The sequence below is a fragment of the Labilibaculum sp. genome (genome assembly GCF_041595635.1).
Lineage (GTDB): Bacteria > Bacteroidota > Bacteroidia > Bacteroidales > Marinifilaceae > Labilibaculum.
In genome coordinates, this window is record NZ_JBFHJW010000037.1 from 1 (window position 1) to 19,959 (window position 19,959).

14 protein-coding genes are annotated in these 19,959 nt (G+C 35.2%); 9 read left to right on the forward strand and 5 right to left on the reverse strand.

The genetic code is table 11. The annotated features are described in order from the left end of the window. On the forward strand, window positions 1-3,727 hold a 3,727-nt coding region (locus ABYT26_RS11315; protein ID WP_372753924.1), incomplete at its 5' end, for a gliding motility-associated C-terminal domain-containing protein. Beyond that, window positions 3,727-4,752 (forward strand): PorP/SprF family type IX secretion system membrane protein, encoded by a 1,026-nt coding sequence (locus ABYT26_RS11320; RefSeq protein WP_372753926.1) that lies wholly within the window; start codon window positions 3,727-3,729, stop codon window positions 4,750-4,752. The genes ABYT26_RS11315 and ABYT26_RS11320, both read left to right, overlap by 1 nt. 16 nt (window positions 4,753-4,768) lie before the next feature. Here ABYT26_RS11320 and ABYT26_RS11325 read toward each other — a convergent pair whose 3' ends face one another. Both ABYT26_RS11325 and ABYT26_RS11330 read right to left on the reverse strand, forming a co-directional pair. Then, window positions 4,769-7,198, reverse strand: a complete 2,430-nt coding sequence (locus tag ABYT26_RS11325; protein ID WP_372753928.1) for a cache domain-containing protein — start codon at window positions 7,196-7,198, stop codon at window positions 4,769-4,771. 12 nt (window positions 7,199-7,210) lie between these two features. Continuing rightward, a complete protein-coding gene (locus tag ABYT26_RS11330; RefSeq protein ID WP_372753930.1) occupies window positions 7,211-7,771 on the reverse strand; it encodes a hypothetical protein in 561 nt (186 codons plus the stop codon). Window positions 7,772-8,400: 629 nt separating this feature from the next. Between ABYT26_RS11330 and ABYT26_RS11335 the strand changes: the two genes are divergently transcribed. Next, a complete protein-coding gene (locus ABYT26_RS11335; RefSeq protein ID WP_372753932.1) occupies window positions 8,401-9,030 on the forward strand; it encodes a sensor histidine kinase in 630 nt (209 codons plus the stop codon). Here the strand turns inward: ABYT26_RS11335 and ABYT26_RS11340 are convergent, their stop codons facing one another. Further along, on the reverse strand, window positions 9,031-9,843 hold the full coding sequence (locus ABYT26_RS11340) for an aminotransferase class IV (protein WP_372753934.1): 813 nt from the start codon (window positions 9,841-9,843) through the stop codon (window positions 9,031-9,033). A gap of 210 nt (window positions 9,844-10,053) precedes the next feature. On the opposite strand from ABYT26_RS11340, the gene ABYT26_RS11345 reads away from it, so the two are divergent. Beyond that, window positions 10,054-10,344 (forward strand): hypothetical protein, encoded by a 291-nt coding sequence (locus ABYT26_RS11345; protein WP_372753936.1) that lies wholly within the window; start codon window positions 10,054-10,056, stop codon window positions 10,342-10,344. Window positions 10,345-10,386: 42 nt separating this feature from the next. Here ABYT26_RS11345 and ABYT26_RS11350 read toward each other — a convergent pair whose 3' ends face one another. Together ABYT26_RS11350 and ABYT26_RS11355 are read right to left on the reverse strand one after the other, a co-directional pair. After that, window positions 10,387-10,728, reverse strand: coding sequence for an avidin/streptavidin family protein (locus tag ABYT26_RS11350; RefSeq protein ID WP_372753939.1), 342 nt, complete (start codon window positions 10,726-10,728; stop codon window positions 10,387-10,389). Between the two features lie 176 nt (window positions 10,729-10,904). Continuing rightward, window positions 10,905-13,883 carry a tetratricopeptide repeat protein gene (locus ABYT26_RS11355; RefSeq protein ID WP_372753941.1) on the reverse strand — a complete coding sequence of 993 codons (2,979 nt, stop codon included), beginning with the start codon at window positions 13,881-13,883 and terminating at the stop codon, window positions 10,905-10,907. A gap of 369 nt (window positions 13,884-14,252) precedes the next feature. On the opposite strand from ABYT26_RS11355, the gene argS reads away from it, so the two are divergent. From argS to ABYT26_RS11380, 5 genes are all read left to right on the forward strand, one after another. Beyond that, entirely contained in the window at window positions 14,253-16,046 is a 1,794-nt protein-coding gene (gene argS / locus ABYT26_RS11360; RefSeq protein WP_372753943.1) for an arginine--tRNA ligase, read from the forward strand. Between the two features lie 230 nt (window positions 16,047-16,276). Beyond that, window positions 16,277-17,608 carry a signal recognition particle protein gene (gene ffh, locus ABYT26_RS11365; RefSeq protein ID WP_372753945.1) on the forward strand — a complete coding sequence of 444 codons (1,332 nt, stop codon included), beginning with the start codon at window positions 16,277-16,279 and terminating at the stop codon, window positions 17,606-17,608. Between the two features lie 68 nt (window positions 17,609-17,676). Continuing rightward, window positions 17,677-18,558: a bifunctional 5,10-methylenetetrahydrofolate dehydrogenase/5,10-methenyltetrahydrofolate cyclohydrolase gene (locus ABYT26_RS11370; RefSeq protein ID WP_372753947.1), complete on the forward strand. Its 882-nt coding sequence runs from the start codon at window positions 17,677-17,679 to the stop codon at window positions 18,556-18,558. Window positions 18,559-18,720: 162 nt separating this feature from the next. Then, window positions 18,721-19,086, forward strand: coding sequence for a hypothetical protein (locus ABYT26_RS11375; RefSeq protein ID WP_372753949.1), 366 nt, complete (start codon window positions 18,721-18,723; stop codon window positions 19,084-19,086). A gap of 236 nt (window positions 19,087-19,322) precedes the next feature. Then, window positions 19,323-19,943, forward strand: a complete 621-nt coding sequence (locus ABYT26_RS11380) for a CPBP family intramembrane glutamic endopeptidase (protein WP_372753951.1) — start codon at window positions 19,323-19,325, stop codon at window positions 19,941-19,943. The last annotated feature ends 16 nt before the right edge of the window (window positions 19,944-19,959 follow it).

Here is a 19,959-nt window from a genome sequence, read left to right on the forward strand (position 1 = left end):
AACCATCACCGATGCGAACGGCTGTTCAGCAAGTGATGATGTCAATGCAACCATCCATGCGAACCCACTTGTGGATTTGGGAGCAGATCAGGAAACATGTGCGGGAAATAGTATCATTTTCGATGCTGGAAATGTTGGCTCTACTTATTTGTGGTCTACCGGCGAAACGACTCAGACCATCACGGTCAATACAAGTGGCAATTATTCAGTAACGATTACCGATGCGAATGGATGTTCAGCTACGGCTGATGCAAATGCAACCATCCATGCAAATCCAGTTGTAGATTTGGGAGCAGATCAGGAAACTTGTGCAGGAAACAGCATCACTTTCGATGCCGGAAATGCAGGTGCCACTTACCTATGGTCTACTGGAGAAATTACGCAGACAATATCTGTAAATACATCAGGAAATTACAGCGTAACGATCACCGATGCCAATGGATGTTCTTCAAGTGATGATGTGAATGCAACCATCCATGCAAATCCAGTTGTAGATTTGGGAGCAGATCAGGAAACTTGTGCCGGAAATAGCATCACTTTCGATGCTGGAAATGTTGGCTCAACTTATTTATGGTCTACCGGAGAAACTACTCAGACAATCACAGTTTCAACTTCAGACAACTATTCAGTAACGATTACCGATGCGAATGGATGTTCAGCTACGGCTGATGCAAATGCAACGATTTATTCTCTTCCAGTTGTTGATTTGGGAGCAGATCAGGAAACTTGTGCTGGTGGTTCGATCACTTTCGATGCCGGAAATATTGGTTCAACTTATTTATGGTCTACAGGTGAAACGACTCAGACAATCATCGTAAATACATCAGGAAATTACAGCGTAACCATCACCGATGCCAACGGCTGTTCAGCTACGGATGATGCGAATGCAACAATTCATGCTCTTCCACTTGTTGATTTGGGAGCAGATCAGGAAACTTGTGCGGGAAATAGCATCACTTTCGATGCTGGAAATGTTGGTTCAACCTATTTGTGGTCTACCGGTGAAACGACTCAGATCATCACGGTTAATACAAGTGGCAATTATTCAGTAACAATTACCGATGCGAACGGCTGTTCTGCAACGGATGATGTGAATGCGACCATTCACGTAAATCCAGTTGTTGATTTGGGAGCAGATCAGGAAACATGTGCAGGCGGTTCGATCACTTTTGATGCCGGAAATGTTGGCTCAACCTATTTATGGTCTACTGGCGAAACGACGCAGACAATCACCGTAAATACATCAGGAAATTACAGTGTAACCATCACCGATGCGAACGGCTGTTCAGCAAGTGATGATGTCAATACAACTATTCACGCAAATCCAGTTGTTGATTTGGGAGCAGATCAGGAAACTTGTGCCGGTGGAACCATAACTTTCGATGCTGGAAATGCAGGCTCAACTTACTTATGGTCTACCGGCGAAACAACTCAGACCATTTCTGTTTCGGCTTCAGGAAATTATTCGATTGTTATTACCGATGCCAACGGCTGTTCGGCTACCGATGATGTGAATGCAACGATTCACGCAAATCTGGTTGTGGATTTGGGAGCAGATCAGGAAACTTGTGCCGGAAATAGCATCACTTTCGATGCTGGAAATGCAGGTGCTACTTACCTATGGTCTACCGGAGAAACTACTCAGACTATTTCTGTTTCGACTTCTGGAAATTACAGCGTAACAATCACCGATGCCAACGGCTGTTCGGTTACCGATGATGTGAATGCAACGATTCATTCTCTTCCAGTTGTTGATTTGGGAGCAGATCAGGAAACTTGTGCCGGTGGAACCATAACTTTCGATGCCGGAAATGCAGGTGCCACTTACCTATGGTCTACTGGAGAAATTACGCAGACAATATCTGTAAATACATCAGGAAATTACAGCGTAACGATCACCGATGCCAATGGATGTTCTTCAAGTGATGATGTCAATGCAACCATCCATGCAAATCCACTTGTTGATTTGGGTGCAGATCAGGAAACATGTGCAGGCGGTACGATTACTTTTGATTCCGGAAATGTGGGTTCTACCTACTTATGGTCTACAGGAGAAACGACTCAGGCAATTAGTGTTTCTACTTCTGGAAATTACACTGTAACAGTTACCGATGCCAATGGTTGTGTTGCGAATGATAGTATCGAAGTAGAATTATACGATGCTTTTCAGTTTAATTTATCTCACACATCAAATTTACTTTGTTATGGTGATTCAACTTATATAGAAGGTCCAAATCAAGCAGGATATACTTATCAATGGTACAAGGATGGTACTCAGATAACAGGGGAAAACAATTGGTCTATGCAAGCGGGAGAAACAGGATGGTACACGCTTAATATCAGTAATGAAAATTCTTGTTCTGCCTCGGATAGTGTTTATGTTGAGATAATTCATCTGCCAAATAATTCATTACCTGATCAAATTGATATGTGTTTTGGCGATTCTGTGACATTAGATATAGGGGATGGAGAGAGTTTTTTATGGAATGATGGAATCACCACACAGACGAGATCGGTTTATGACAATGGTATTTATTCGGTAATGGTTACCGATTTAAATGGATGTATTGGTTACGATTCAATAAATGTGATAGCACACGATCTTCCAATAGTAGATTTAGGTCCTGATTTATATATTTGTGAAGGGGAACAATTGATTCTAGAAGCTCCAGATGGTTTCCAAATAGAATGGATTCCTGGCGGATTTACTCAAGAAATTTATGTGTATGAGGCAAGTGAATATACATTAAAAGTCACAGATGAATATGGATGTATTGGCCAAGATGAGATTGAAATATTTGTCAATGAGAATCCTGAAGTTTATTTAGGTCGTGATACGACAATTGCCGAAGGAGATATTTTACTTCTTGATGCAGGAAGTGGATATGTTGAATATGAATGGAGTAATCAAGAAAATTCACAATATTTAAAAGTAGATCGGGATGGAGAATATTCTGTGGATGTTGTGGATGTAAACGGCTGTAAAGGAAATGGAACGGTAAAAGTGGCTGTGAATCCTGTGCCAGTTATTAACTTAGGAGGAGATGCTGGTATTTGTGAGGGAACATCTTTAATGTTAGATGCTGGAAGTTGGGAAAAGTACGAATGGAGTACTGGAGAAACAACAAGAACAATTAATGTGAACAAAACAGGTGATTATATCGTAAGCGTCTGGGATGTATATGGATTGATGGGAACAGATACTTTACATGTAGAGGTTTATCCGAGTCCAGAATTGAATTTAACGACAGATACCCTAAGTTTTTACAAGGGGCAGTCGGTTACTATCGACGCTGGAGCTGGTTATTCGTCCTATTACTGGAGTACAGGATCAGACTGGAGGAGCATTGATGTAGACGAAGCAGGAGATTATACCGTTGAGGTAAGCAATAGTTATGGTTGTCTGGTAAAATCGACAGCTACGGTTGAAATGTTGCAGCCAAAGATGGTGGTTCCTAATGTTTTTACACCCAACGGGCAAGGTCCAAATGAGATTTTTTATCCTGTTTTTAAAGGTGTTGTAACTGATTTTGAAATGTATATATATTCTCGCTGGGGAGAGCAATTATTCGAACTTAGAAAGGATATGGTAAGTAATAATGAGTTAAAATACGAAGGTTGGGATGGAACCTATAAAGGCAAGGAATCTGAAATAGGAGTTTATGTTTGGATGATTTTTTATGGTGGTAAAGAGCGTGCTCATGGTACTGTAACTTTATTTAGATAATGAGAAAGGAACTAAAAATAATCGGTTTTATTTTACTGTTGATGAATTCAACAAACCTGTTTGCGCAGGATGTTGAGTTCTCTCAATTCTATGCGAATAAAATTTATCTAAACCCAGCTTTCGCTGGATCCGATTATGATCCTCGAGTTTCATTAGGATATAGAAATCAATGGCCCGAATTGAATTCAGCATACATTAGCTATAGTGTTGCTTACGATCAATATGTTGATGGGTTAGGTGGTGGTCTTGGTTTGCACATCATGCAAGATGAACAAGGAGGTGGAAGCATCAGTACAACAATGGTAAGCGGAATGTATGCTTATTCACTAAGAGTTTCACGTAGTTTGTTGATAAAGACTGGTTTCCAGGTTTCTTTTATTGAGCGAAAACTCGATGATACCAATTTTACGTATCCCGATCAGACTGATGAATTTTATATTAATGGATTGATTAATCCTTTTACAGGAGAGGGTGAAATTGATTATCCAAATAGAAACTATATTGATTTCTCCACAGGGATTTTAGCTTCCTATAAAAATTGGTTTATAGGCTTTGCCGCTCATCACATATCAGAGCCAGATCAAAGCTTTAAGGCGGAGAGTAGTTACTCAAAATTACCTCGAAAATACACCTTGCATTGTGGTGTTAATGTTCCTGTTTTCCGAAATGGACTCCATCGGTCGGCATTTAGCTTAGCACCTAACTTTTTGTATCAGCAGCAATCATCCAATAAACAATTAAATTATGGTTTGTATCTTTCTAAGGGATCCATCATTTATGGCATGTGGTACCGCGATAATTTAGAGCTGGAATATGATGCAATCATTCTGCAATTGGGAGTTATTAGGGATTGGTGGCAAGTCTCCTATAGTTACGACAAGACAATTTCTAAATTAATTCATACTAATACAGGAGCTCACGAAATCTCTTTTTTAATGAGGTTCAAATACTCCAACAATGGCATCATGGAAAAAAGGATTAGAAAACGACGAAAAAATGGGCGAATCAGTTGCCCTAAGTTTTAAAAGCTGAATTATAATGTTAGATTATTTTCTCTATGATTGAAATTAATTCTTTTTTGATAATTGGTTTAGAAATGTAGCCATCGAAACCAAACTTTAGAGCTTCCTTGCAGTTGTTGTTTGATGCATAGGCTGTTTGAGCAATTATTTTGGTCTCGGGCCTGTTTTTCTTTATGAGTTGTAAGGTGTCGTATCCATCTAATTTTGGCATTTGAAGATCCAAAAGAATTAAATCAAATTGATTTTTTGTACAATGATCTATGGCTATTTTCCCATCTTTAGCAGTTGTCAGCTCTATTCCTGTGGATTCGAGCATGTTCTTTAAAAGAGTAAGATTTAATTTGTAATTATCTACAACAAGAATTTTTTTTCCGCTAAGGGCTTTATTCAAATATTTAGGTGTTCTCGATGAGATCTTAATAGGTGTATCATTTTGTTGAAAAGGAACACGGATAAAGAAACTACTGCCAATTCCTAAGGTAGATTCTAACCACATTTTACCATTAATAAGCTTGGTAAGCTTTTTCGAAATGGAAAGTCCTAATCCTGTTCCTCCATATTTGCGAGCATGAGAATCATCAGCTTGTCTGAATCGATTAAAAATTACTTTTTGTTTGTCATCTGAAATCCCTATTCCAGTGTCTTTTACCGAGAAAATTAATTCATCTTCACTTAATTGGTACGAAACAATAATACTGCCTTTTTCGGTGAATTTAAGCGAATTGTCAATTAAGTTGGTAAGTATTTGTTTTAATCGTAACGGATCGGTATAGATGATAGATTCTTTATCGTTCAAACCTTTGTTAAATTGAATATGAATGTGATCTTTCCCTTTTTCCAATTTAATATTCTCAAATGTTTGCTCCAATTCATCAAAAAGAAGATTTAGATTGAATACAGTCCTGGAGATTTTTAATTCTCCTGATTCTATCTTTGAGAAATCAATGATATCATTAATTAGGTTGAGTAGAGAGTTCCCACTGTTTTGAATGTGACTGAAAAATTGCGCTTTGGTTTTCTTGGGTAAATCGTCGTCTTGTAATAGCTCCGAAAATCCAATAATTGCATTCATTGGAGTTCGAATTTCGTGCGACATATTGGCCAAAAAAGAGGATTTTAAACGATCCGATTCTTCCGCATGTTCTTTGGCAACTTGTAATTCTTTTTCTTTTTGTGCTCGAATGTCAATCATATAATTGATGGTTTTCGACATTTCTCTAAATTCAGGGAAATACAAACCATCAGGATCAATTTTATTGGATTGAGTAGAGGCTTTGCGGAAAAAATTATTGAATGAGACAAAATTCTTATTCATCCTTACTGAGATAGACTTCGAGGTGATGTAAAAAATAAGAATGGCAATGGTAATAAAAATAACAATCTGATAAATGTAATGGAAGACTGTTTCACGTAACTCGTTTCTGGAAGCTTTAATCCTTGCATCAATTTCTTTGGTGTAAATTCCTGCTCCAATTACCCAATTCCAATCATCAATGGTTTTTACATAGGAGACTTTTGTTCCTTTTTCTGTGTTCGGATCTTGATATTCGACAAAGGCTTCTTTTTGTAATTCGGCCTGAGCTAAAAGGAACTCAACATTTTTTTTGCGCAATGGGTTTTGATAGTCATGGTAGTTCTTTCCTACGCTTTCAGCGTCGTCATGGTACAAACAGGTTCCATCCTTTTTGTAAACAAAGAAATAGTTGTTTTCGCTAATGTTTATCTGGTCAATTCTATTTAATGCTTCTTTTTGGTTTTCGTCCTTTAAATCATCAAGGTAGGCAAAGCTACCAAAGTACCAATTGAAAGGCGTAAATTTTTGGATGAAGGATACCTTTAAATAGGCGTTGAATTCGTTTTTAAGCTTATTGTGGTTTTCATATTTTGAATAGGCTTCATCTTGAAGCGCCATCAAATTGATTTCATTCTTGACAAGGTAATTTTTATTGATATCCTGTAGTTCAATTAAGTTTTTTCCCTCGTAGTTTTTTGAAAATGGATAAAGTATACCAATCCCATCTAATGAATTGATGAAGACATAGCCTTTGTTGTTGAAAAATCGCATGGGCGAAATAGCTTCTTTAATCCTTTTTTTAATTTCCCGATCAGATACTTTGCCCTTGTTTTCCTCGTAAATATTTGTTGCTATTGCATGAGCTTGATTCACGAAATTTTTAAGCCTGTTTTTGATTCGCGTTTCAGCCTGATTGTTTTGGTAGGTGATGAAATTAGTGCACTCATCTAATTTATTAATGAGTAATTCTTTTTGTTGAGCAATAGATTTTACTCGTAGGGCCTCTGATTCAATTTTAAATTTTGAGATTTCTTTGTAGATCCACATGCCTCCAATTCCCATCAGAAACGAAATGGTTAGAACCATAAATAGTAAAAAGTAAGATCTGCTAATACTTACATTATTCTGTTTGGAAAAAAAAAGTTTTAATATCATATTGTATCAATCTCAAATTTTAAATTGTGCAATTATTTGGTCAAAAATGGGATTAAATATTTGAGTTGCAATTAGAATCTCTTTTTTTACCTTTTCATCAATTAAATCCTCATTTTTCTCTGATATCATAGCTAGTTTGCTAAGTATGCTCATATCATACCGCCTTGTTTCGGTATTTAGAATGAAATGGGGAATGGTATGATAGGCTGCTTTAATTTTATATTGATCTTTTTCAATGATTTTCTTTTCTAGTAAGAAATTATATAAATCAATGAAATGGATAGATGAATTAGACAGAAAAACCCGAAGTTCGAATTTTGAGTTTAACGGTATTTCATAATAGAAATTGAAATCATTGTTTTTTGATTTTATGTATTGAAGTACAACTCTATTCAAATTTATATCCGCATGGCTAAATTCAACATACCACTCTATTTCAGAAATATTCTTAAGTTCCTTTTTTATTGCGTAAAGTAGTTTTAATCGAGGAAGCACAATGTGCGCGAAATTTTCATTGCCGGAATAATCCTGAATAAACTTGTTTAAATTTTTTTGATTAAAAGGGGATCTCATATTACTACTATTTCTGACTTGGTTACTGTTTACAACAAAAGAAACGATTTATTGTGAATAACCCTTATGTTTTATACAATTAATGGGTATTTTTTATGTTTCAAGTAAGTTTTATACGGAACAAGATCTGAATTGTTTTGTTAATCGTAACTATTATTTATTTTATTTCCATGCACAAATCTAATTATTGCTTGTTGAAACATAAGTAACTTAACTTGGCACATTTGACAGCATTCTATCTGCTTTCTATTCACTATCATTGTGCTATGTATTTCCTTCAACAAAAAATATTTACCTTTTTGTTCAGTATAAATCTACTGTTTTATTTTCAAGACCTTGCGATTTGGAATGAAACTTTGTGCTTGTTTCCGAGTTTTTCAGGAGTCAATTTGATTGGAAATTGTGAGAATTTCCGAAGTCCTATATCCTCTACTAGTAATTTCGTTTACTGCTCATTGGGCATGATAAAAGTGTCTTGCTGGGAAAGTTCATGGTTTCTCGTATTGCTTGGTTTGTTTTTTCTTGGAATAGTTTGCTTTGTGTCTTGTTTTTATGTGTTTGTAATCAAGAGGAGAGAAGAAGCAAGAATTCAACAATTCAATCAGGAAGCTAATCTACAAATGAAATCTTTGAAGAATCAGTTAGATCCGCATTTTATTTTTAATGCTTTAAATTCCATACAGAGTTATATTCTGGATGGAAAAAAAGAGAATGCTTTGGATTATTTATCTGATTTTTCGAATGTTTTAAGAAAAAAAATTGAGCATGCAAATTGTGATTTTATTTCTTTATCGGAAGAAATAGAGTACTTGCGACTTTATTTAAAGTTGGAGCAGATGCGTTTCCCTAATAAATTTACGTTTCATATACAGGTCGACAAAACGATTAACCTTCATGAGTTTAAATTGCCGGCAATGCTCATTCATCCGTTTCTGGAAAATGCAATTAAGTATGGATTATCGGGATCCGAAGACAATGGAATCTTAAGTCTTACTTTTGAATTAAAGGATGATGGTTTTTTGAATTGTACCATTACAGACAACGGATGTGGTCGCAAAAAGTCGAAAGATATGCAGGAAAGTTCGAGTATTAAAAAACAATATAAAACATTAGATATAATCAGGGATAGAATGAGTTTGCTAAATAAAATGCATGCTGAAGGTAGAAGGTACTCTTATCTGATACAAGATTTAGTGGATGAAAATGGATTGGCGAAGGGAACCTTGGTTGAAATCACTATTCCTAAAAAAATAGATTAGCTATTGTAAATAATTTTCTATTTCGTTTTGCAAACAGTTCGAAAGTTTTTTTAGTAGAGGATTAGAACAGGAATAAGCAATAGAGTTAATCTTTCTGATGGGTAAAATCCGTAATGATGTCCCCGTTAAAAAAGCAGATTCATAATCCGATAGATGATTAAAAGGCAAGGAATGTTTTCGAATGGGAATATTCAATTTTTTTGCTATTTCAAGAACTTTACTTCTAATAATTCCTTCTAAAACACTAGTATCTAAAGATGTATGTAATTCGTTGTTTTTAATCAAAAATAGGTTAGAACGACTTCCTTCTGTAATGTTTCCCATGGAGTTTAATAGCAGAACTTCGAATATCTCGGCATCTTTAATGATGTCATTAGTCTTGGATCGCAGTTGATGATTGTAGACCTTAGCATTTGGAATGGGACGTTCGGCAGGATGAACTAGTGTAAGGACTCCATTTTCATATTGTTCTTTTTGGGGATAGTAATGTTTCACAAAGTAGGCGTAGAATGTTTTATTTCGGTTTTCGATATGGAATACCAATTTAATGTTTCCTTCCTTAGTGTCGTTTAAAGCTATTAGTTTAGCAACGCCTTCCTTAATCTGATTAGAGTTTAACCAAATATTTTGCTCCAATTTCGATGCAGATTTGTTAAGTCGTTCCAGGTGTGATTCCAGAAACAAAGCTTTGCCCGAAACGATTCTAATCACTTCATAAAGAGCTATTCCATGTAGAAATATTTCATCCTTAAAATCTTTAGAATCTTTGGATTTTTCGTTTTTAATGAAAACATAGCGGAAACATTCACTCATTATTTATGTTCTTTATTTTATGATTATCTTCTGCAAATTAACTTGTTTTTTTACGAATAACAGAAATAAGGATGATTTTTCTTTTAATGAAGAATTTCAGGTAACGAGTCGTAAACTCCTACAAATAAAAGTTCAATAATCATTCTACTCGGGTATTTTCATGTTATAATTTTAGTAATTTAGCTTGCATCAAACTTTAAAAATATAGGTATGGCAAGTAGAAGAAATTTTAAAAAGGACATCAATTTTCTGACCAATGAAATCTTAATGAGAGGAATGATTCATTTGAATTTCTTTGATCGTACAAAGTCGGAAGAAGTATACGTATTGATGAATGAAGCAGCAGCAGCGAGAAATAATTACATTGCTCGTGTAAATGAGAAATTAAGTGGGAAAACGGCAAATGAAATAAAGAGTCATTACAAGTCTATTTATGATGATTTGCTCAACTCAACCCACAAACTTCTAGGAGAAATTGATCAACTCGAAGAGGCAATTTAAGCAAAGAAATAAAGGCTGTGAAAACTTTGGTTTGACAGCCTTTTATATTTTTCGGAATGTGCCAACTCCAGTGAGAATTGCTTTGGCCAATTGTTCCTCTTCACCACCATCGCTTTGCGATAAATGCCACATGCTGTGAATGACTGGACCTGAGCAATCTTCTTCAAAACGACCTGTCCAGCATGCTATTGATTTATATTTTTCAAAATCAACTAAGAAAGCAATTACATTGGAGTTGATTTTTCCTGTGAGCTCAAACTTTTCTTCAAATTTTGCTTGACCTATAGCGGTTTGAAAAGTTCCGCTTACCCTATTTTCAATCACCACAATTTCCATTTCCGAATTGTATTGGTTCTTCCACTTACCATTAAGATTTATTTTCATGTTGTCTCATTTTTTGTTGCCTAAGCATAATTTAGGTTAAAATGTTCAACTAATAAAATAAATTTTCGAGAATGGCTTATCTATTTTTTGCCTTTGAACTCAGGTGTATTTGGGAATGTAGTTTTAGATATTTAAAATATGAATTGAAGAATGAATTATGCTAATTTCTAATTCACTTACGAAAGGTTCTGAGAGATGATGTAAAGAAGCTCAGTTTCGGTATAAGGTTTTGCAATAAAATCATCAAAGCCATATTCTATGCGTTTTTGCTGTTGTCCTTGGTTGCCGAAGGCTGTTTGAACAATAATTGGAATATTTGGGCTCTGCTGTTTCATTTTTTTTGTGACTTTATATCCATCAATTTTAGGGAGTTGAATATCCATTAAGACCAAGTCAAACTGATTGGATGTAAATTGTTTCATGGTTTCAACACCATCTTTCGACCAGATTATTTCTGCATTTGTTTTTCGCAATACTTCCTGGATGTACAGAAAACTTGAGGTGGTATCTTCTGCTACTAGTATTTTTTTTCCAGAGAAATCAATTGCTTGGTTGGTATTGTCATTTTTAGGTAAACACTGAATTGTCGGTGTTTCTATGGGGAAATCGACGTAGAATTGACTGCCAATATTTGGCTTGGAGGTAAACCAAAGTTTCCCACCAAGTAATTCAACTAAGCTTTTCGAAATGGTAAGACCTAAACCTGTTCCTCCGTGTTCAACGGTATTATTGCTTGCTTGTCTAAAACGTTCATAAATTAACGATTGATCTTCGTAGGGGATGCCAATGCCCGAATCGCTTACGAAAAAGCGAATTTTGGTCTCGAGTAGTTCAACTCCAAAACTAATTTGACCAGAGTTGGTAAATTTAAGTGCATTTCGAAGCAAGTTTATTAAAATTTGCTTGATTCTGACAGGATCCGAAAATAGACTTAGATCTTCTGGTGTATTATTCCTGAGTATTTTAAATTCAATATTTTGTTTTTTTGAGGAATTCTTCTGCTCATCGAAGATACTTTGAAGTTCTTCGAGCATTGGGAAAATATGAAAATTGGATTTTTTGATTTTTAGTTGTTTTGACTCTAGCATCGAAATATCGATGATGTCATTCACTAATGTAAGCAGTAAATGACCATTTTTATTGATAATGTTGATGTAGTTTTCTTGTTTGTCTATGGAGTCAGTCATTCTAAGTAGTTTCGAAAATCCAATGATAGCATTCATTGGAGTTCTAATTTCATGCGACATATTAGCTAAGAATGCAGTTTTTAATTGGTCCGATAGTTCTGCTTTTTCCTTGGCCTTAATCAGTTCTAATGTGCGAATTTTTACTAATCCTTCTAGGTTTCGATGGTTGTTGGCTAGCTGAGATTCTGCTTTTATTCGTTCAGCAACTTCTAAGGTTAATTTTTTGTTTGCCTTTTTAACAGCTACGTAAAGTCTATAAACTAGTGTAATGGAAAGAAGAATAAGAATGACTATAGCCATTAAAAATGAATTGATTAAAGATTGTTTTTTAAGTTTTTCCTTTTCGATTGCTTTTTCGTTTGCAAAATATTTTTCAAGAGTGATTCTTTTTTCTCTTTCATTTTGCATTTGTATCCAACCAATTCTATTTTCCATTTGCGCATTGTACATTTGGTTGTATAATTCACAATACAATTTATGATAATGCAATGCACGCTCATAATTCTTTTGAGAGGAATAAATCTCTGAAAGATTTTTCGCCGATTCGGACTCAATGTTCTTCAAATCAATTTTTGAAGCCATGTCGAAGCTTTTTAAGAGATATTGAATGGCTATGTCTGGTTGTTGTTTAATTCGATATAATTCTGCTAAATTATTGTAGGTAATACTAACACCATGTAGGTTGTTAATCCCAAGATTAATTTCGGTTGCCTTGTTAAAATAATTTTCGGCGATATTTAGTCTATTTTGTTTTAAATGTACTAAGCCCATATTCGTATAACAGGCGGCAATGCCTTTCGAATTTTCAATTTCTGTTTGTAGCTCTAAGGATTTGGTATAGTTTGCCAGACTAGCCTCAAAGTTATTTTTCATAATATAGGTATTCCCAAGTTTTCGGTATCCAAGAGCTTTTCCTTTTTTGTAGCTTATTTGATTGTAAATATCAATTGATTTTAGAAAATTTTCCCGTGCTAGTTCATAGTCTTTCATCTCATACAAGATGGTTCCAATATTTAGGTAGCATTGGGCTATATTTTTGTGCGATTCTATTTGTTCGAAAAGTTTAAGTGCTTTATGCTGATATTCTAAAGCCTTGTCGTTTTGCATAATGGACTGATATACTTCGCCCATTCCCATATAAGCAGAAGCAATTCCATTTTTAGAAAGTAACCTATTACTAATAGAAAGAGATTTATTGTACAAATCAATTGCCGTATTCCGATTTCCTATGCGGTTTTGTAGTTTTGCCAGATTTAGTAAAGAATAGCTTATGTTTTTATCCAACTGATTTTCTTCTCCAATTTGCAATGCCTCTTCGAAATACTTTTTGGCCTGTTGCATATCGTCAATTTCATAGTAGAAATTTCCCAGTGCATTGTTTGAATAGCAGATACCAGAAATGATGTTAAATCTAGTATTTAACTCTAATGCTTTCTTGTAATCCGTTAGCGCTTCTGCGTATTTATTAGTTTCTAATTTTATATTACCAAGAGCATTGTAGCTGTAATTGTAGTTAATGCTATCCTTAGTAAGTTGTTTTAATCTAAAGCCTTTTAAATAGTATTTTTGGGCTTCAGAATAATTACAAACAGAATAATGTAAATCACCAAAGTAGCCATAGCCATAGCTCATTTTAAGAGTGTCTTGTATTTCATTCCAATAGTTAAAACTGGCGGTAAAACAGGTTTCAGCATTTTTTAACTCTCCACGATAGGTATAAATTTTCCCTAGTAGTTCATTGGCTTTGGCATATTGTTCTTTGTTGTCGTATTCGAGAGATTTTTCTGCGGCCAGTTTGCTTATTTGTAGTGCGTCTGGATCATTAGATTCGAATTTAGATTGAGCAATTTCGATTACTTTATCAAGATTCGATTTTCTGATTTTAAAATTTAGAACTTCGGATTCCTTATTGGCAGAAAGGGAAAGAGGGATAATTAATGAAAATAGAATCAGAAGTATATTTTTCATTCTTTGTAGTGTGAGAATTCAAGACGTTTTGTTAGAATAACTTATAATTGAAGATTTTATTGTTCGACACATATATCAAACTAAAAATGATCAAATTGTTTGTTGCATTTTCAAAGATAAGTATTGTTTTTAAATCTAAATGGGAATATAGTGAGCTATTTGAGGGATTCCATATACATGCTTACGAATCACTTTTTTTGAAATGTAGGGAACTATTTATTTTATTCGTATTATCTTTGCATTTCTCGATTATGAAGAGGCTTTTTTAGTCGTTTGATGTTAAAAATATTAAATAACAAAAAGTCATATTGTAATCTGAGTAATAGGATTGTTTGTAAATAAGTTGAGTTCGAAATAAAGAATTTTCAGATGAGTATTGAAAGCATTATAAAAGGTAAAGTTATGGAGGCTATAACGAATTGTTATGGTCAGGAAATAGATGAGAAAGCAGTTCAAATTCAAAAAACAAGACGTGAATTTGAAGGTGATTTAACAGTAGTTGTATTTCCTTTTTTACGCTTTTCAAAAAAATCGCCAGAGGAGACTGCGAAGGATCTGGGAGCTTATTTGTCTGAGAATATCGAAGCGGTTACTACATTTAATGTGGTTAAAGGATTTTTAAATTTGGCTATTGATAATTCCTATTGGATATCGGTGCTAAATACAGCTTTGCAAACAGAAAATTACGGGTGTAAAAAGATTGAAAAAGGAGCTAAAAAAGTGATGATTGAGTATTCTTCTCCGAATACCAATAAACCGCTTCACTTAGGACATATTCGTAACAATCTTTTGGGATATTCGGTTGCTCAGATATTAAAAGCCAATGGTTATGAAGTTATCAAGGTAAATTTGGTGAACGATCGTGGTATACACATCTGTAAATCCATGCTAGCCTGGCTGCGTTTTGGCGAAGGTGAAACTCCAGAATCAACAGGATTAAAAGGAGATCATTTAGTTGGAAAATACTATGTTAAATTCGATCAGGAGTACAAAAAAGAAATGGAAGCCTTGGTAGCCAGTGGAATGGATGCTGATGAGGCGAAAAAGCAGGCTCCTTTATTGTTAGAAGCTCAGAGCATGTTGGTGAAATGGGAAGCTGGTGATGAGGAAGTTGTGGCTTTGTGGAGAAAGATGAACGATTGGGTTTTAGCTGGTTTCGATGTTACTTACAACAAAATGGGCGTAGATTTCGATAAGGTTTACTTCGAATCGGAAACATACAAAAAAGGAAAAGCTATTGTTGAAAGAGGATTGGAAGAAGGTGTTTTGTACCAAAAAGATACAGGTTCCGTTTGGGCAAATCTTGAAGCAGACGGATTAGATCACAAATTACTTTTGCGTGACGATGGCACTTCTGTTTACATGACTCAGGATATTGGAACAGCATACGAACGATTTAAGGAATTTAATATCGATGAGCACATTTATGTGGTAGGAAACGAACAGAATTATCACTTCCAAGTATTGTCCTTAGTCTTGGGTAAACTAGGATATGAATGGAGCGATAAAATTCAACATCTTTCTTACGGAATGGTAGAATTACCCGAAGGAAAAATGAAATCGCGTGAAGGAACTGTGGTCGATGCGGATGAGTTGATGGAGGAAATGGTAGACACCGCTCGCGAAACTTCTAACGAATTAGGAAAACTTCAGGGCTATTCCGCCGAAGAAGCTGAAGATGTATACTACAAAGTAGCTATGGGAGCTTTGAAATATTTTATTCTGAAGGTAGATCCTAAAAAGAATATGATGTTTAATCCGAAAGATTCTATTGATTTTAACGGCAACACAGGTCCTTTTATTCAATACACTTACGCTCGTATTCAATCGGTTCTTAAAAAAGCAGTTGATGAAGGAATTGAGGTTCCAGCACAAGCAGATGCAAGTATCGAGATTTCGGAAAAAGAATCAAATTTAATTCAAGTAATCGCAAACTATCCTGTTGTTATTAAGGAAGCTGGCGATTCAACAAGTCCGGCTCAAATTGCAAACTATGTGTACGATTTGGTGAAAGAATACAACCAGTTTTACCACGATTTTCCTATTGCTAAAGAAGAAAATGTTGCTTTAAGAGCCTTCCGTATTGTTCTCTCTAAACAAGTGGGAGCAATTATAAAAAGTGGTATGGAACTTTTGGGAATAAAGGTTCCTGAAAGAATGTAAAATATAGATAATACCTATAAAGAGTGCATTTTCAATTTGGGAATGCACTCTTTTTTTTAGTTTAATTTTGCCTTTTTACTTTTCATATTTCTCTTCCCAACCATATGACTTTGGCATTTTTATAAAAATGAAGCGAATTTGTTTGTATTTTTATTGATATTTCTGTCACTTAGACTTTATCACTAAGCAGATTTTTTTAATTTTGCAGGGAAATATAAATCTGGATAATAATGTTTGAAAATCTTAACGAAAGACTTGAGCGATCCTTCCAATTATTAAAAGGGCAAGGAAAAATTACTGAAATCAATGTAGCAGAAACATTGAAAGACGTGAGACGTGCCTTATTGGATGCCGATGTGAACTTTAAAATTGCCAAGTCCTTTACCAATACAGTAAAAGAAAAAGCATTAGGACAGAATGTACTTACCGCTTTAAAGCCGAATCAGTTGATGGTGAAAATCGTTCACGACGAGTTGGCTGAATTGATGGGTGGTACTCAGGTTGATATCAATACTCAGGGAAAACCTGCCGTAATATTAATTGCTGGTTTGCAAGGATCTGGTAAAACTACCTTTTCGGGAAAACTAGCAAATCTGCTGAAAACAAAACGTTCTAAAAATCCACTTTTGGTTGCTTGTGATGTGTATCGTCCAGCGGCGATCGATCAGTTGAAAGTGCTAGGTGAACAAATTGGTGTTCCTGTTTTTTCTGATGTAGACAGTAAAGATCCAGTGAAAATTGCTCAGGCCGCTATCAAAGAAGCCAAAGCAAATGGCAACGATTTGGTGATTGTCGATACAGCGGGGCGTTTGGCCATCGATGAGGAGATGATGAAAGAGATTGAAGCGGTTAAAAAAGCGATTACTCCTTCTGAAATTCTTTTTGTGGTAGATGCCATGACCGGTCAGGATGCTGTAAACACAGCAAAAGAATTCAACGATCGTTTGGATTTCGATGGTGTTGTACTTACTAAATTAGATGGTGATACTCGTGGTGGTGCGGCTCTTTCTATTCGTTCTATTGTTGACAAGCCAATTAAATTTGTGGGTACAGGCGAAAAAATGGAAGCATTGGATGTTTTCCATCCCAATCGTATGGCCGATCGTATTTTGGGAATGGGTGATATCGTTTCGTTAGTAGAACGTGCTCAGGAACAATTTGATGCTGATGAAGCAAAGAAGCTTCAAAAGAAAATTGCTAAGAACCAATTCAACTTTAACGATTTCCTTTCTCAGATTTCCCAAATTAAGAAAATGGGTAACCTAAAAGATTTGGCTTCGATGATACCAGGAGTTGGAAAAGCTTTAAAGAACATTGATATTGATGATGATGCTTTTAAAGGCGTAGAGGCAATTATCTTTTCAATGACCCCAGCAGAAAGAGACGATCCACAGTTGATTAATGGTTCGAGAAGAAAGAGAATTGCCGACGGTAGCGGATCTACCATTCAGGATGTAAATCGATTGATTAAACAATTCGATGAAACCCGTAAGCTAATGAAAATGATGTCGAAAGGCGGAAACATGTCCCGAATGATGGGGAATATGGGGCGCAAAAGATAGTTAAGATATAAATGAGAATGCTTGGCCCATTGGGTTGGGCATTTTTTTTACCCGCAAAAATAAGAAGCATGGAATTAATCGACGGAAAAAAAATCTCGAGTGAGGTAAAGCAAGAAATTGCAGCAGAAGTAGAAGTGATTAAGCAGGCTGGAGGAAAAATTCCTCATTTGGCTGCGATGATTGTAGGACACGATGGAGCTAGCGAAACATATGTGGCAGCTAAGGTAAAAGCTTGTCAAATGGTTGGTTTTATTTCTTCAGAGTTTCGTTTCGAAGAGGACATTACCGAAGAAGAATTGTTGGCCGAAATTAAAAAGGTGAATGAGGATGAGGATATTGATGGTTTGATTGTACAATTGCCTTTGCCCAAACACATTTCAGAATCGAAAGTGATTGAAACCATTCGTCCAGAAAAAGATGTGGATGGATTTCACCCAATGAATGTGGGGAAAATGGTAGCTAGTTTACCAACTTATCTGCCCGCAACTCCTGCAGGAATTGTGGAATTACTGAAACGCTATAAAATTCAAACCTCAGGAAAAAATTGTGTGGTGATTGGCCGAAGCAATATTGTAGGAACACCAATGAGTGTGTTAATGTCGCGAAAAGCTGAATATGGTGATTGTACGGTTACTTTATGTCATAGCCGAACCAAAAATATTGCAGAAATTACCCGTCAGGCAGATATTGTGATTGTTGCCTTGGGAATCAAGGAATTCTTAACAGGCGATATGGTGAAAGATGGTGCTGTAATTGTTGATGTGGGAATTCACCGTGTAAAATCAGACAAAACAAAATCAGGTTGGAAATTATTGGGCGATGTAAAATTCGACGAGGTAGCTCCTAAGGCTTCCTTTATTACTCCGGTTCCAGGGGGTGTGGGGCCAATGACCATTGTTTCTCTGTTGCAGAATACTTTGTTGGCAGCTAGAAAAGAAATTTACAGTTAAGATTCTTACATGAAAATATAAAATACAGGGCTTCTCTTTTTGGGAAGCCTTTTTTTTGAGTTTCTTTACAAAGATCTACTTCGATGATGCGTTTTCAAGGAAGAAAATGACTTTGAAAATGATTTCAATCTGATTAGATTTGTAGGATTCAAAATTACAAGTATGGCTAAAGATTTTAAAGAGTTGGTAGATATCTATCACGAAAAGAAGATAGAGGGGATGGATTTCTCTCAAATACGTAAAGAAATGACAGAGCAAGGTGTCGATGAAAAAACAATTAAGGATGTTGTTCGTGTTATCGATAATCGCCTATTTAGAGGAGAGGTAAAATCGAAGGGAAAAAATAGATCCAAAGAATTGCGTTTAATTGGATGGGTTTTGATGATTGTTGGTGGTTTACTAACCATTGGCACTTATTTGAAATGGTTCGATTTAGAAGGCTATTACTTTGTTTCCTATGTGCCAGTTATTATTGGATATTTGTTGATTATTGCGGCTCGAAGAGCTCAAGCTAAAATTTCTAAATAATTGCTGTAAAAAAGAATTTAGGACTAGAAAATGAGCTTTGGTAGTTGTCTTTTTATCCGACATTTTTGTTTGTTCATTTCATTAGTCAAAAAATTAAAGTCATTCCTAAAGTATAATATTGTTTGTGCTATAAATTTCAGTTAAAAATTGTAAATTAAGTAGAACGACTCCCGATAAGGATTTCCTCTTGTTATTCTTCTATTTCTCTTGATTTCATTTTTTTATTGAATGTAAGTATGAACAAATTCTACCTGTGGTTTGAAATGATTTTTGTGTTTCTGGTAATTCCAGTCTTATATTTTTATGAGCTGATACCTGTACACAAAGCTATTCCACTGGTTTTTGTATTTCTTTACTGCCTTTTTATTGTTTTTAGGGATAAAAATTTTGACCGTGAAATATTTAAAATCAAGCGGCATTATCCCTGGCGGGTAATTTTATTGAAAGGATTTGTATTGCTACTTCTTACATCTCTTTGGGTGTATGTTTTTAGGTCCGATGTATTCTTTCACCTTCCACGTAATAATGTCTGGATTTGGCTTTTGGTAATTGTAAGCTATCCAATTTGGTCGGCCTACACGCAAGAATTTATTTTTCGTGCTTTTTTCTTTCACCGCTACAAAATGTTGTTTGGAAATTCCTTGCTGATGTTGTTGATTAATGCCTTTTGTTTTGCCATGGCACATATCATATTTAGAAATTGGCTGGCCTTAATTTTTACCTTTGTTGGAAGTCTGGTGTTTTCTTGGACATATCTTCGAAATAGGTCCTTAAACGCAGTTTTTATCGAGCATTCTCTCTATGGTAATATTTTGTTTACAAATGGATTGGGAGTATATTTTTATTTACCAAGTTAATTCATTTCATTCGCAA

Bases quoted from the DNA above. Each gene is read 5' to 3' on its own strand.
- ABYT26_RS11355 (WP_372753941.1), bottom strand. From the start codon at position 13,883: ATGAAAAATATACTTCTGATTCTATTTTCATTAATTATCCCTCTTTCC.
- argS (WP_372753943.1), top strand. From the start codon at position 14,253: ATGAGTATTGAAAGCATTATAAAAGGTAAAGTTATGGAGGCTATAACG.
- ffh (WP_372753945.1), top strand. From the start codon at position 16,277: ATGTTTGAAAATCTTAACGAAAGACTTGAGCGATCCTTCCAATTATTA.
- ABYT26_RS11345 (WP_372753936.1), top strand. From the start codon at position 10,054: ATGGCAAGTAGAAGAAATTTTAAAAAGGACATCAATTTTCTGACCAAT.
- ABYT26_RS11320 (WP_372753926.1), top strand. From the start codon at position 3,727: ATGAGAAAGGAACTAAAAATAATCGGTTTTATTTTACTGTTGATGAAT.
- ABYT26_RS11375 (WP_372753949.1), top strand. From the start codon at position 18,721: ATGGCTAAAGATTTTAAAGAGTTGGTAGATATCTATCACGAAAAGAAG.
- ABYT26_RS11330 (WP_372753930.1), bottom strand. From the start codon at position 7,771: ATGAGATCCCCTTTTAATCAAAAAAATTTAAACAAGTTTATTCAGGAT.
- ABYT26_RS11350 (WP_372753939.1), bottom strand. From the start codon at position 10,728: ATGAAAATAAATCTTAATGGTAAGTGGAAGAACCAATACAATTCGGAA.
- ABYT26_RS11325 (WP_372753928.1), bottom strand. From the start codon at position 7,198: ATGATATTAAAACTTTTTTTTTCCAAACAGAATAATGTAAGTATTAGC.
- ABYT26_RS11340 (WP_372753934.1), bottom strand. From the start codon at position 9,843: ATGAGTGAATGTTTCCGCTATGTTTTCATTAAAAACGAAAAATCCAAA.
- ABYT26_RS11380 (WP_372753951.1), top strand. From the start codon at position 19,323: ATGAACAAATTCTACCTGTGGTTTGAAATGATTTTTGTGTTTCTGGTA.
- ABYT26_RS11370 (WP_372753947.1), top strand. From the start codon at position 17,677: ATGGAATTAATCGACGGAAAAAAAATCTCGAGTGAGGTAAAGCAAGAA.